The organism is Dactylosporangium sp. McL0621 (genome assembly GCF_049995355.1).
Classification (GTDB): Bacteria; Actinomycetota; Actinomycetes; order Mycobacteriales; family Micromonosporaceae; genus Dactylosporangium.
This window is the reverse complement of sequence record NZ_CP188259.1, coordinates 6,892,502-6,906,295: the sequence shown is the minus strand read 5'-3', so window position 1 is coordinate 6,906,295 and position 13,794 is coordinate 6,892,502. Positions and strand designations below refer to the sequence as shown.

General features: G+C 70.3%; 9 protein-coding genes. All 9 read left to right on the top strand.

The genetic code is table 11. The features are described 5' to 3' along the window. Positions 1-69: 69 nt before the first annotated feature. The 9 genes from ACPPVO_RS32545 to ACPPVO_RS32505 all read left to right on the top strand — a co-directional run bounded on the left by ACPPVO_RS32545 (position 70) and on the right by ACPPVO_RS32505 (position 13,783). Complete coding sequence (locus tag ACPPVO_RS32545) at positions 70-1,536, top strand: non-reducing end alpha-L-arabinofuranosidase family hydrolase (RefSeq protein WP_426502369.1); 1,467 nt, start codon at positions 70-72, stop codon at positions 1,534-1,536. A gap of 81 nt (positions 1,537-1,617) precedes the next feature. Beyond that, positions 1,618-2,955 carry an extracellular catalytic domain type 1 short-chain-length polyhydroxyalkanoate depolymerase gene (locus ACPPVO_RS32540; protein WP_426502368.1) on the top strand — a complete coding sequence of 446 codons (1,338 nt, stop codon included), beginning with the start codon at positions 1,618-1,620 and terminating at the stop codon, positions 2,953-2,955. 80 nt (positions 2,956-3,035) lie between these two features. Then, complete coding sequence (locus tag ACPPVO_RS32535) at positions 3,036-4,709, top strand: glycoside hydrolase family 27 protein (protein ID WP_426502367.1); 1,674 nt, start codon at positions 3,036-3,038, stop codon at positions 4,707-4,709. 29 nt (positions 4,710-4,738) lie between these two features. Then, positions 4,739-6,811, top strand: a complete 2,073-nt coding sequence (locus ACPPVO_RS32530; RefSeq protein WP_426502366.1) for a family 43 glycosylhydrolase — start codon at positions 4,739-4,741, stop codon at positions 6,809-6,811. Next, positions 6,808-8,784 carry an alpha-L-fucosidase gene (locus tag ACPPVO_RS32525; RefSeq protein ID WP_426502365.1) on the top strand — a complete coding sequence of 659 codons (1,977 nt, stop codon included), beginning with the start codon at positions 6,808-6,810 and terminating at the stop codon, positions 8,782-8,784. The genes ACPPVO_RS32530 and ACPPVO_RS32525 overlap by 4 nt, the downstream gene beginning before the upstream one ends. A 14-nt stretch (positions 8,785-8,798) precedes the next feature. Beyond that, a complete protein-coding gene (locus ACPPVO_RS32520; RefSeq protein WP_426502364.1) occupies positions 8,799-11,198 on the top strand; it encodes a ricin-type beta-trefoil lectin domain protein in 2,400 nt (799 codons plus the stop codon). Between the two features lie 49 nt (positions 11,199-11,247). After that, complete coding sequence (locus ACPPVO_RS32515) at positions 11,248-11,568, top strand: hypothetical protein (RefSeq protein WP_426502363.1); 321 nt, start codon at positions 11,248-11,250, stop codon at positions 11,566-11,568. Next, positions 11,547-11,882 carry an L-rhamnose mutarotase gene (locus ACPPVO_RS32510; RefSeq protein ID WP_426502362.1) on the top strand — a complete coding sequence of 112 codons (336 nt, stop codon included), beginning with the start codon at positions 11,547-11,549 and terminating at the stop codon, positions 11,880-11,882. Before ACPPVO_RS32515 ends, ACPPVO_RS32510 begins: the two co-directional genes overlap by 22 nt. 452 nt (positions 11,883-12,334) lie before the next feature. Continuing rightward, positions 12,335-13,783, top strand: coding sequence for an arabinofuranosidase catalytic domain-containing protein (locus ACPPVO_RS32505; protein WP_426502361.1), 1,449 nt, complete (start codon positions 12,335-12,337; stop codon positions 13,781-13,783). The last annotated feature ends 11 nt before the right edge of the window (positions 13,784-13,794 follow it).

The window sequence follows — 13,794 nt, the reverse complement described above, 5'->3', positions numbered from 1 at the left end:
CTCACGTGGCCGGTCCGACCCGCCAAATCGGTCCGGCGATTTCGTCCAGCTGTTAGGAGTACACCCGCTATGAAACTCCTCGGCGCCGCGCTCGCGGCGACGGTCGTGGCCGCCGGGCTGGTGGTCGCCGTGAACGCGACCTCCGCCTCGGCGGCGACCGTCGACACGACGGCGTGGTACACCCTCGTCAACCGCAACTCCGGCAAGGCCCTCGACGTCTGCGGCGCGTCCACCGCGGACGGCGCCTGCATCCAGCAGTACACGCGGTCGGGCGGGCAGAACCAGCAGTGGCAGTTCGTCGACTCCGGCGGCGGCTACTACCGGCTCAAGGCCCGGCACTCCGGCAAGGTGCTGGACGTGTACAACTTCTCCACCGCCGACAGCGCGAAGCTCGTGCAGTGGACCGACGGCAACGGCACCAACCAGCAGTACCGCCTCGCCGACTCCGACGGTGGCTACGTCCGGCTGATCAACCGCAACTCGAGCAAGGCGGTCGAGGTGCAGGGCGCGTCCACCGCCGACGGGGGAGCGGTCGTGCAGTACAGCGACTGGGGCGGCACCAACCAGCAGTGGCAGCTCGTCCGCGTCGACGGCACCACCCCGACCACGCCGGGCAGCACCGGCGGGACGTGCTCGCTGCCGTCGTCGTACCGCTGGTCCTCGACCGGTGCGCTGGCGAACCCGAAGTCGGGCTGGGTGTCGCTGAAGGACTTCACGAACGTCGTGTACAACGGTAAGCACCTCGTGTACGCCACGACCCATGACACCGGTTCGACGTGGGGGTCGATGAACTTCGGCCTGTTCACGAACTGGTCGGACATGGGTTCGGCGAGCCAGAACGGCATGAGCTTCGGTGCGGTGGCGCCGACGCTGTTCTACTTCGCGCCGAAGAACATCTGGGTGCTGACCTACCAGTGGGGCGGGGCGTCGTTCAACTACCGCACGTCCAGCGATCCGTCCAACGCGAACGGATGGTCGGCGGCGCAGACGCTGTTCACCGGCACCATCTCCGGCTCCGGCACCGGCCCCATCGACCAGACCATCATCGGTGACGGCTCGAACATGTACCTGTTCTTCGCCGGCGACAACGGCAAGATCTACCGGGCGAGCATGCCGATCGGGAACTTCCCGGGCAGCTTCGGTTCCTCGTACACCCAGATCATGAGCGACTCGACGAACAACCTGTTCGAGGGCGTCGAGGTCTACAAGGTCCAGGGCCAGAGCCAGTACCTGATGCTCGTCGAGGCCATCGGCGCCAACGGCCGCTACTTCCGCTCGTTCACGTCCTCGAGCCTGGGCGGCTCCTGGACGCCGCAGGCCGCGAGCGAGAGCAACCCGTTCGCGGGCAAGGCCAACAGCGGCGCGTCGTGGACCAACGACATCAGCCACGGCGATCTGGTGCGCACCAACCCGGACCAGACCAAGACGGTCGACCCGTGCAACCTGCAGCTGCTGTACCAGGGCCGCGCGACCGGCTCCGGCGGCGACTACGGCCTGCTGCCGTACCGGCCGGCCGTCCTGACCCTGCAGCGCTGAACCAGCGTGCGCCCGGTGCACCCCGGACAGGGTGCACCGGGCGCCGTACGGATCCCGACTTCGAAGGAAGGTGGCACCGGCATGCGCATGGGACGACTGCTGACCGCCGCGGCGCTCGCCGCCGCGACCGCCCTGACCGCCGTCGCGCTGGCGGCCGCGCCCGCCATGGCGGCCGGGCTGACGCAGGTCACCGGGTTCGGCAACAACCCGACGAACCTCAACATGTACATCTACGTTCCGGCCCGGGTCGCGCCCCGCCCGGCGCTGCTGGTGCTCGTGCACTACTGCGGCGGCTCGGCCAGCGGCATCTTCAACGGCAACGGGCACGACTACGTGACCGCGGCCGACCGGTACGGGTACATCATCGTGCTGCCGGAGGCGACCCGCGACGGGCACTGCTTCGATGTGTCGACGCCCGCGGCGCTCACCCGCAACGGCGGCGGCGACTCCACCGGCATCATGTCGATGGTCGGCTACGCCCGCTCGCACTACCCGATCGACCCGGCCCGGATCGTGGTCTCCGGGTTCTCCTCCGGCGCGATGATGACAAACGTCCTGGCGGCGCAGTACCCGGACGTGTTCACCGCCGCATCGGCGTTCTCGGGCGTGCCGGCGGGGTGCTTCGCCACCACGAACGGGTCGCTGTGGAACAGCCAGTGCTCCGGCGGAACGGTCATCAAGACGGCGCAGCAGTGGGGCGACCAGGCCCGCGCGATGTACCCCGGCTACACCGGCGCGTACCCGCGGATGCAGGTGTGGCACGGTACCACCGACACCACCCTCGCCTACCCGAACTTCGGCGAGGAGCTCAAGCAGTGGACGAACCTGCGCGGGCTGGGCCAGACGCCGGCGTTCACCGATCATCCGCAGTCGAGCTGGACCCGGACCCGCTACGGCAGCACCGGCACGCAGGCCACCGTGGAGGGGATCAGCATCGCCGGGGTCGGCCACCAGCTGCCGATGTCCGGCCAGATCGCCTACGCCATCGCCTTCCTCGGCCTCGACACCGGCGGCGACACCACCGGCTCGCCGACGCCGGGCGGCACCACCGCGCTGGTCGGCGTCGCGTCCGGGCGCTGCCTCGACGTGCCCGGGTCCAACGCGGCCAACGGCACACAGCCGATCATCTGGGACTGCCACGGCACCGCCAACCAGCAGTGGACCATCAGCGGCCCGACGATCCGGGCGCTCGGCAAATGCCTCGACGCCCCGCTCAACGGCACCGCCGGCGTCAAGGCGCAGCTGTGGGACTGCAGCGGCGCGACGAACCAGCAGTGGACCCTCGGCGCGGACGGCTCCATCCGCAACGCGCAGTCCGGGCTGTGCCTGGACGTGTCGGGCGCCGGTACCGCCAACAACACGCCCGTGCAGCTGTGGACCTGCACCGGCGCCGCGAACCAGCGCTGGCTGCGCGGCTGACCACCCGGCGCCGCCCGCATCCGCACGTTGTTAGCGCTCACAAGACAGTGAAGTCCCTACCGCCAGAAGGACTGACGCTCATGCTCGCTGCATCACACGACCGGCGGCGCCGCACCCCGCTGCGCTGGGTCGCGCTCGCCGCCGCACTGCTGGCGTTCGCCGCGGCCGCCGTCGCCGTCCTGCGCCCGCCCAGCGCCCAGGCGCTGGAGAACGGCGTGGCCCGGACGCCCCCGATGGGCTGGAACTCCTGGAACACCTTCGGCTGCAACATCAACGAGACCCTGATCCGGCAGATGGCCGACTCGATCGTCAGCTCCGGGCTGCGGGACCTGGGCTACCAGTACGTCGTCGTCGACGACTGCTGGTTCAACCCCAGCCGCGACGGCTCCGGGAACCTGCAGGGCGACCCGTCGCGGTTCCCCAGCGGCATGAAGGCCCTCGGTGACTACCTGCACGGCAAGGGCCTGAAGTTCGGGCTGTACGAGGTGCCGGTCGACAAGACCTGCGCGCAGTACTTCGGCTCGTACCCCGGCGCCACCGGCAGCCAGGGCCACGAGGCCCAGGACGCGCGGCAGTTCGCGGCCTGGGGCGTGGACTACCTCAAGTACGACTGGTGCTCGCCCAACGGCTCGATCAGCGACCAGGTGACCACGTTCGCGAAGATGCGTGACGCGCTGGCCGCCTCCGGGCGCCCGATCGTCTTCAGCATCAACCCGAACAGCATCCACGCCAAGACCGGGCCGCAGCGCAACTGGGGCGACGTGGCCAACATGTGGCGCACCACCGAGGACATCACCAACGCCTGGGACACCGGCCAGAGCAACGGCTACCCGATGGGCATCCGGAACATCGTCGACGTCACGGTACCGCTGGCCGGATACGCCGGCCCGGGGCACTTCAACGACCCCGACATGCTCGAGGTCGGCCGCGGCGGCATGAACGACACCGAGATGCGCAGCCACTTCGCGCTGTGGTCGATGCTCGCCGCGCCGCTGCTGGCCGGCAACGACATCCGCTCGATGAACGCGGCGACGCAGACCATCCTCGGCAACCGCACGCTCATCGCCATCGACCAGGACACCCTGGGCCTGCAGGCGACCCAGGTCGCCAACGACGGCACGCGACGCGTCCTGGCCAAGCGCCTCGCCAACGGCGACGTGGCGGTCGCGCTGTTCAACCAGGGCGGCTCGACCACCACCGTCTCCACCACCGCCGCGGCCGTCGGCAAGGCGGGCGGCCCCTTCACGCTGCTTGACGCGTGGACGGGCGCCACCGCCACCACGTCCGGCCCGATCTCCGCGAGCGTGCCCGCCCACGGCACGGTGGTGTACCGGGTCAGCGGTGGTACCGGCGGCGGTACCACCACGCCGCCGCCGTCGGGCACCACGCTGGTCAGCGCCGCCTCCGGCCGGTGCCTCGACGTGCCCGACGCGAACACCGCCAACGGCACGCAGCCGATCATCTGGGACTGCAACGGCGGGACGAACCAGCGCTGGACCGTCAGCGGCCAGACCCTGCAGGCCCTCGGCAAGTGCCTCGACGCCCCGCTCAACGCCACCGCCGGCGCCAAGGTCCAGCTGTGGGACTGCAACGGCGGCGCCAACCAGCGCTGGACGCTCAACGCCTCCGGCACCGTCGCCGGCGCCGCCTCGGGCCTGTGCCTGGACGTCAACGGCGCCGCCACCGCCAACGGCACGACGGTGATCCTCTGGACCTGCACCGGCGCGGCCAACCAGCGCTGGACCTGGTCCTGACCCCCGCCCCCACCGAAGGGAACGCATCCATGACCATCAGGCGAAGGGCCGCGGCGATCGGCGCCGCCGTGCTGGCGCTGGCCGGGGGAGCCGCTGTCGCGCTGCACATCGCGCCGGCCGCGGCCGCCACGGTCGACACGAGCGCGTGGTACGTCCTCGTCAACCGCAACAGCGGCAAGGCGATCGACGTGTACAACTCGGCGACCAATGACGGCGCCCGCATCACCCAGTGGACCCGCAACAGCGGCGCGAACCAGCAGTGGCAGTTCGTCGACTCCGGCGGCGGCTACTACCGGCTCAAGTCGCGCTCGTCGGGCAAGGTGCTCGACGTCTACAACCTCTCCACCGCCGACGGCGCGAGCATCGTGCAGTGGAGCGACGGCAACGGCGTCAACCAGCAGTTCCGCCTGGCCGACTCCGACGGCGGCTACGTGCGGCTGCTCAACCGCAACAGCGGCAAGGCGGTCGAGGTGCAGAACGCGTCGACGGCCGACGGCGGCAACATCGTGCAGTACAGCGACTGGGGCGGGGCCAACCAGCAGTGGCAGCTCGTCCGCGCCGACGGCGGCAGCACCAGCCCGACGCCGACGTCACCGGCGCCCGGCGGCCAGTACAACAACCCGGTGGTGTGGCAGGACTTCGCCGACGGCGACATCATCCGCGTCGGCGACGCCTACTACTACTCGGCCTCCACGATGCACTACTCGCCCGGCGCGCCGATCCTGCGCTCGTACGACCTGGTGCACTGGGAGTACGCCGGGCACTCCGTGCCGAGCCTCGACTTCGACTCCAACGCCTACAACCTCAGCGGAGGCCGGGCGTACGTCAAGGGCATCTGGGCCTCGACGCTGAACTACCGGGCCAGCAACAGCACGTACTACTGGCTCGGCTGCGTCGAGTTCAACCGCACCTACGTCTACACCGCCTCCGCGGTCGACGGCACGTGGTCGAAGAAGGCCCGGATCAACAACTGCTACTACGACGCCGGCATGCTCATCGACGACAACGACACGATGTACGTCGCCTACGGCAACACGACGCTCAGCGTGGCCCAGCTCTCCGCCGACGGCACCAGCGAGGTCCGTCACCAGCAGGTCTTCCAGACGCCCGCGAGCGTCGGCACCCTGGAAGGCTCGCGCTTCTACAAGCGCAACGGCTCCTACTACATCTTCGTCACCAAGCCGGCCAACGGGCAGTACATCCTCAAGTCCAGCAGCCCGTGGGGCCCCTACGAGATGCGCCAGGTGCTGCTGAACATGCCCGGCCCGATCTCCGGCGGCGGGGTGCCGCACCAGGGCGGCCTGGTGCAGACCCAGAACGGCGACTGGTACTACATGGCCTTCGAGGACGCCTACCCCGGCGGCCGCGTCCCCGTCCTCGCCCCGATCACGTGGAGCGCCGACGGCTGGCCGAGCGTGCAGACCGTCAACGGCGGCTGGGGCAGCAGCTACCCGGCGCCGCGGATCTCCACCACGAAGACGGTCAAGCCCATGATCGGCACCGACACGTTCGGGACCGCCGCGCTCGGGCCGCAGTGGGAGTGGAACCACAACCCCGACAACACCAAATGGTCGGCCGGCAGCGGCCTGCGGCTGCAGACCGCGACCGTGACCAGTGACCTGTACTCGGCCCGCAACACGCTGACCCAGCGCATCCAGGGCCCGAGCTCGACCGCGACGATCGAGCTGGACTACTCGGCGATGGCCGACGGCGACCGGTCCGGGCTGGCGATGCTGCGCGACTCGTCGGCGTGGATCGGCATCAAACGCGACGGCGCCACCACCCGGGTCACCATGGTCAACGGGCTGACCATGGACGGCAGCTGGAACACGACCGGCACCGGCAGCGAGGCGGCCGCGGCCACCGTCTCCGGCGGCCGGATCTGGCTGCGCGCCACCGCCGACATCCGGCCCGGCTCCGGGCGGCAGGCGCGGTTCTCCTACAGCACCGACGGCGTCACGTTCACGACGCTCGGCCCGGCGTTCACGCTCAACAACGCCTGGCAGTTCTTCATGGGCTACCGCTACGCCGTGTTCAACTACGCCACCAAGTCTCTCGGTGGCGCCGTGACCGTTCGCTCCTTCGGACAGGACTCGCCATGACCTTCATCGTCACCCGCCGGCGGCTGCTCACGGCGGCCGGGCTCTCGGGCGCGGCCGCGTTCACCGGGCTGCTGCGGCCCGGTTCGGCCGCCGCCACCGCCGGACCCTCCAGCTACACCGCCGCCTGGTCGTCGGTCGACCAGCACCCGCCCGCGCCGGAATGGTTCCAGGACGCGAAGTTCGGCATCTACTACCACTGGGGCGCCTTCAGCGTCCCCGCGTACGCCAGCGAGTGGTACCCGCGCAACATGTACAACAACGGCTCGAACGAGAACAACCACCACAAGGCCGTCTACGGCGACCCGTCGGTCTGGCCGTACCACAACTTCATCAACGGCGCCCGCGACAAGGCCGGCAACTTCGTGCAGTTCGCGCCCAAACTGCGCTCGGCCGGCGGCGCCTTCGACCCCGACGAGTGGGCCCAGCTCTTCGCCGACGCCGGCGCCAGGTTCGCCGGGCCCGTCGCCGAGCACCACGATGGCTTCTCGATGTGGAACAGCAGCGTCAACGAGTGGAACTCGGTCGCCCGCGGCCCCCGCCTGGACCTGCTGCGGCTGCACGCCGACGCGATCCGGGCGAAGGGGCTGCGGCTGTACGTGTCGCTGCACCACGCCTACAACTTCACCGGCTACTACCAGTGGGTCCCGCAGCAGTCCGACGCGAGCCTGCGCAAGCTCTACGGCCAGCTCGGCACGGCGGAACAGCAGCTGTGGTACGACAAGCTGCGCGAGGTCATCGACGGCTACCAGCCCGACATCATCTTCCAGGACTTCAACCTGGGCCAGGTCAGCGAGGCCCAGCGGCTGAACTTCCTGTCGTACTACTACAACCGCGCGGTCGCCTGGAACAAGGACGTGGCCGCCACCTACAAGGACGGCTTCAACAACCGCGGCGAGGTCTACGACTTCGAACGCGGCGGGCCGGCCGACATCCAGTCGCCGTACTGGCTCACCGACGACAGCGTGTCGAGCTCCAGCTGGTGCTACACCAACGGCATCGGGTACTACCCGGCCAACGCGCTGCTGCACGCGCTGCTCGACCGGGTCAGCAAGAACGGCACGATGGTGCTCAACATCGCCCCGATGGCGGACGGCACCATCCCCTCCGGCCAGCGCAGCATCCTGCTGGCCATCGGCGATCACCTCCGGCGGTTCGGCGAGTCGGTGTACGCGACCCGGGCCTGGACCGTCTTCGGCGAGGGCCCGACCCAGATGGGCGGCGGCTCCTTCCAGACGCCGCGCATCGGCACCGCCCAGGACATCCGGTTCACCCGCAGCAAGGACAGCCGGATCCTGTACGCCACCGTGCTGGGCTGGCCCGGCAGCACGCTGCACATCACGACCCTGAACGCGAACCGGATCAACCTCAGCTCGCTCAGCGCCGTCGAGCTGCTCGGCGCCACGGCCGGGACCGCCATCAACCTGCCGACCCGAAGCCAGGACGGCTCCGGCCTGCACATCACGATGCCGTCGGCGAGCGCACCGTACAGCGCCGGCGCGTACGTGGTCCGGCTGACGTTCTCCGGCCAGATCCCGGCGCTGGGCGGCGGCGGTACGCCGACCGGCTGGGTCCGCATCGCCAACGTCACGACCGGCCTGGTGCTGGACAGCGGCGGCAGCGTCGCGTCCGGCTCCGTGCTCAAGCAGTGGAACTACGACGGCAGCACGAACCTGCAGTGGCAGGTGGTCGACCTCGGCACCGGCTACGTCCGCATCGTCAACCGCACCAACGGCATGGTGGCCGACAGCTGGGGCAACGCCGCCAACGGCGCGAACGCGATGCAGTCGCCCTGGAACGGCGGCAACAACCAGCAGTGGCGGCTCAACAGCGTCGGCAACGGGCGCTACCAGATCATCAACCGCGGCACGGGCACCGCCCTGGACGGCGCGGGCAGCACCGCCGCCGGCGCCACCACCGTCATGTGGGCGCCGAACGGCAGCACCAACAACCAGTGGACCATCACGGCCGTCTGAAGGAGCGCCTTTCCGTGCGACACCAACTACGCGTGCTCCGCCTCGGCCTCGCCGGCGCGGTGCTGGCGGCGGCCGTCCTGGTCACCGCCACCGCCGAACCCGCCGCGGCCGCGACCTCCATCACCGTCAACGGCTCGTCCGGCGGGCGGACGTTCGACGGCGTCGGCGCGGTCAGCGGCGGCGGCGGCAACAGCCGGCTGCTGATCGACTACCCCGAGGCCCAGCGCGGCCAGATCCTGGACTACCTGTTCAGCCCCGGCTACGGCGCCGCGCTGCAGATCCTCAAGGTCGAGGTCGGCGGCGACACCAACTCCACCAGCGGCTCCGAGCCCAGCCACGCGCACTTCCGCGGCGATCTGAACTGCGACCGCGGGTACGAATGGTGGATCATGGAGCAGGCCAAGGCCCGCAACCCGAACATCAAGCTGGCCGGGCTCGCCTGGGGCGCGCCCGGCTGGATCGGCAACGGGAACTTCATGTCCACCGACATGATTGACTACCTGGTCTCCTGGCTCGGCTGCGCGAGGCAGCACAACCTCACCATCGACTACATCACCGCGGCCCAGAACGAGAAGCGGACCGACGCCAACTGGACCATCAGCCTGCGCAGCGCGCTCAACGCCAACGGCTACAGCGGCGTGAAGATCATTTACGGCGACGACTACCCGGGCAGCTGGGGCCCGGCCAACGCGGTCGCGAGCAACGCATCGCTGCGCAACGCCATCGACGTGCTCAGCGCGCACTACGTGTGCGGCTACCTCAGCGCCCAGACGACGTGCACGGTGCCGGCCACCGCCACCAACACCGGTGAGACGCTGTGGAACAGCGAGGGCGGCTCGCAGGACTACAACGACGGCGCCAAGCCCCTCGCGCGGGGCATCAACCGCGGCTACGTCGACGGGAAGATGACCGCGTACCTCAACTGGGACCTGATCGCCGCGGTCACCCCCAACGTGCCGTGGGCGACCGTCGGCCTGGTGCTGGCCAACCAGCCGTGGTCGGGCTGGTACGCCGTCGGCAAGAACACCTGGGCCCTCGCCCACACCACCCAGTTCACCGCGCCCGGCTGGAAGTACCTCGACTCCTCCAGCGGCTACATCGGCGGCAACCGTAACAACGGCAGCTACGTCAGCCTGAAGTCGACAAACAACACCGACTACAGCACCGTCATCGAGACCATGGACGCGAGCGCCGCCCAGACGCTCAACTTCACCGTCGCCGGCGGGCTGTCCACCGGGGCCGTGCACGTCTGGTCGACCAACCTGAACTCGAACAGCGCCGCCGACCAGTTCCGCCACGCCACGGACATCACCCCGTCCGGCGGCGCGTTCTCGCTCACCGTCCAGCCCGGCTACCTGTACACCATCACCACCACCACCGGCCAGGGCAAGGGCACGGCGGCCAGCCCGGCCCAGGGTGCGCTGGCGCTGCCCTACGCCGACAACTTCGACGGCTACGCCGCTGGCCGGCAGCCCAGGTACCTGCAGGACATGCAGGGCGCCTTCGAGACCGCCGCGTGCGGGGCCGGGCGCTCCGGGATGTGCCTGCGCCAGTCCTCGCCCCAGGCGCCGATCACCTGGAAGACGCTCGCCGAGCCGAGCACCTACGGCGGCAACCTGTCCTGGGCCAACTACACCGTCTCCGCGGACGCGCTGCTGGAGAAGTCCGGGTACGTCCAGCTCGAGGGGCGCGTCGGCAGCCAGAACCTGGACCCGATCGCCAACCAGAACGCGTACTACCTGCGCGTCACCGACGGTGGCGCCTGGTCGATCCTGCGCAACAGCACCGGCGGGCAGCTCACGACGCTGCGCAGCGGGTCCGTGGCCGCGCTGGGTGTGAACCGCTGGCACGCTCTGGCGCTGGGCTTCTCCGGCAGCACCATCACGGCGGCCATCGACGGCGCCACGGTCGGCACCGTCACCGACTCCGCCTACGGCGCCGGGCAGGTCGGCTTCGGGACCAGCCAGGGCGAGACGGCCCAGTTCGACAACCTCTCCGTCGTCGCCGGCCCCGGCGGCTCCGGCGGGGCGACCGCGCCGCTGCGCAACCTCAACGCGGGCCGTTGCCTGGACGTGCCGTCCCGCTCGCAGACCAACGGCACGCAGCTGGCGCTGTGGGACTGCAACGGCGGCACCAACCAGCAGTGGACGCTCACCTCCGGCAAGCAGCTGCAGGTGTACGGCACCAAGTGCCTCGATGCCGAGAGCGGCGGAACCACCGCCGGCACCCGGACGGTCATCTGGGACTGCAACGGCCAGCCCAACCAGCAGTGGAACGTCAACGCCGACGGCACCGTCACCGGGGTGCAGTCCGGCCTGTGCCTGGACGCCAGCGGCGCCGGGACGGCCAACAGCACGCCGGTGATCCTGTGGAACTGCAACGGCGGCAGCAACCAGCAATGGAGCAGGAGCTGACGAGCGGCACGCACACCGTCGCAGCGGCGGCAAGCATCGCACGGCAAGGTTGAAACCCCTCCTGGCGGCCCCGGCCGGCCAGGAGGGGGCCGGCGACCACCTCGGCAAGCCGCGCATCGGCGGGGGCGGCGCCGGGTTGCGCCGCCGGCGGGACGGGCTCACCGCGCCGGCCGCCAACTACAATGTCGCCGGCAAGCGGTCGGGCCTGGTCACCGCGGCCGGTCCACACTGGACACCGGACGACCGGGCGACCGGACGCCGTTCGTCGCGATGGCGGGCGGCACCGGTGCGCAACCACGCCCGGGTCAGCGGCCGCCCGGAGAACGACCTGCCTGGAAGGAAACGAGGATGCAACGCTACGCCTCCGTGATCCGGCTGCGGCCGGAGCACCGTGCGACATACCTGGAGCTGCACGCCGCGGTCTGGCCGGGCGTCGAGCAGACATTGCGCGCGGCAAACATCCGCAACTACACCATCTTCATCCACGACGACCTGCTGTTCGGCTACTACGAGTACGTCGGCGACGACCACGAAGCCGACCAGGCCCGCATCGCCGAAGACCCCGTGACACAGCAGTGGTGGAAACTCACCGACCCCTGCCAGGAGTCGCTCGCCGCTCCCGGCGCCGGGCACTGGTGGGCACCGATGCGGCAGGTGTGGCACCTGAGCGAGGAGACCGCCTGACCCGCGCGGCGTACCACCTCGGCGAGCGCACCTTCGCCGTCCGCGAGGCCGACCCCGTCCCGCCCGGCCACGGCGAGGTCCGCATCGACGTCGCCTGCACCGGATATGCGGGACCCACCTGCGGACGGCTCGGCCTGGCCGCCCTGGACCCGGCCGCCGGTGACGTCGCCGCGCCGGTCCAGGAGGCCACGAACGACGCCGGCGCGCCGTGGTGTTCGAGGTCTCCGGCTCGGCCGCCGTTTCCGGCCTGCAACTTACATCGGGACGGCCCGGGGCAGCCGCATTTATCCATGTGCAGGCTTGAATGCGCGGATCGAATCTGGCACCGTCGGCTGGCCGAACCTGTGAGCGCTAACACGGCGCCCTTCCGCCGCGTTGCGTCGCCGCCCGAGCGCCTCCGCCGCGGCGACCAACATCGTTCACCGTGTCTTCAGCCCCGGAAAGGAAGCTCGATGTCCGAACGCACCCCGCGCCGGCGGCGCTGGCCGCTCGTCGCGGTCGCCGCGGCGCTGACCATCGGTGGCGCCGGCGTGGCCGGCACCCACCTGGCCTCCGCGGCCACGACCGGCTGCCGCGTCACCTACACCATCACCAACTCCTGGCCCGGCGGCTTCGGCGCCGGGGTCGACGTCACAAACCTCGGCGACGCCGTGAACGGCTGGCGGCTGACCTGGTCCTTCACCGCCGGGCAGAGCATCACCCAGCTGTGGAACGGTACCGCCGCGCAGTCCGGCAGTGCGGTGACCGTCACGAACGTCTCGTACAACGCCGCCATCGCCACCGGTGCCACCGTCAACTTCGGGTTCAACGGGAGCTGGACCGGCTCCAACCCGGCCCCCGCGAGCTTCGCGCTCAACGGCGTGACCTGCACCGGCAGCCCGAGCACCACCGGCCCGGCGCCGTCGTCGGCCGGCCCGTCGCCGAGCACCTCGAACCCGCCGCCCGGCCGCGGGCCGTGCGACATCTACGCGTCCGGCGGCACGCCGTGCGTGGCGGCGCACAGCACGACGCGGGCGTTGTACGGGGCGTACAACGGTGCGCTGTACCAGGTGCGGCGCTCCTCGGACAACACGACCCGCGACATCGGGGTCCTCGCCGCGGGCGGGTACGCCGACGCCGCCGCCCAGGACTCGTTCTGCGCGAACACGACCTGCCTGATCACGATCATCTACGACCAGTCGGGCCGCAACAACCGCCTCACCCAGGCCCCGCCCGGCGGCTTCAACGGCCCGGCGGCCGGCGGCTACGACAACCTCGCCAACGCCACCGCCGCGCCGCTCACCATCGCCGGGCACAAGGCCTACGGCGTCTACGTCGCGGCCGGCACCGGCTACCGCAACAACAACACCAACGGCGTGGCGACCGGCGACCAGCCCGAGGGCATGTACGCCATCTTCGACGGCACCCACTTCAACGGCGGCTGCTGCTTCGACTACGGCAACGCCGAGCGCAACAGCCGCGACAACGGCAACGGCACGATGGAGGCCATCTACTTCGGCAACATCAAGGTCTGGGGCTACGGTACCGGCAACGGTCCCTGGGTCATGGCCGACCTCGAGAACGGCCTGTTCTCCGGGGTCAACGCCGGCTACAACGCCAACGACCCGTCGGTGAACTACCGCTACCTCACCGCGATCGTCAAGGGCGAGCCGAACCACTGGGCCATCCGCGCCGGCAACGCCCAGTCCGGCGGCCTGTCGACGTTCTACGACGGCAAGCGCCCCAACGTGTCGGGCTACAACCCGATGAAGAAGGAAGGTGCCATCATCCTCGGCATCGGCGGCGACAACAGCGTCGGGGCCGCCGGCACCTTCTACGAGGGCGTCATGACGTCCGGGTACCCCACCAACGCCACCGAAGACGCGGTGCAGGCCAACATCACGGCGGCCGGCTACCGCTGATCGCCTGAAAC

Coding starts and splice junctions, on each gene's coding strand:
- ACPPVO_RS32545 (WP_426502369.1), top strand. CDS start 70: ATGAAACTCCTCGGCGCCGCGCTCGCGGCGACGGTCGTGGCCGCCGGG.
- ACPPVO_RS32540 (WP_426502368.1), top strand. CDS start 1,618: ATGCGCATGGGACGACTGCTGACCGCCGCGGCGCTCGCCGCCGCGACC.
- ACPPVO_RS32535 (WP_426502367.1), top strand. CDS start 3,036: ATGCTCGCTGCATCACACGACCGGCGGCGCCGCACCCCGCTGCGCTGG.
- ACPPVO_RS32530 (WP_426502366.1), top strand. CDS start 4,739: ATGACCATCAGGCGAAGGGCCGCGGCGATCGGCGCCGCCGTGCTGGCG.
- ACPPVO_RS32525 (WP_426502365.1), top strand. CDS start 6,808: ATGACCTTCATCGTCACCCGCCGGCGGCTGCTCACGGCGGCCGGGCTC.
- ACPPVO_RS32510 (WP_426502362.1), top strand. CDS start 11,547: ATGCAACGCTACGCCTCCGTGATCCGGCTGCGGCCGGAGCACCGTGCG.
- ACPPVO_RS32505 (WP_426502361.1), top strand. CDS start 12,335: ATGTCCGAACGCACCCCGCGCCGGCGGCGCTGGCCGCTCGTCGCGGTC.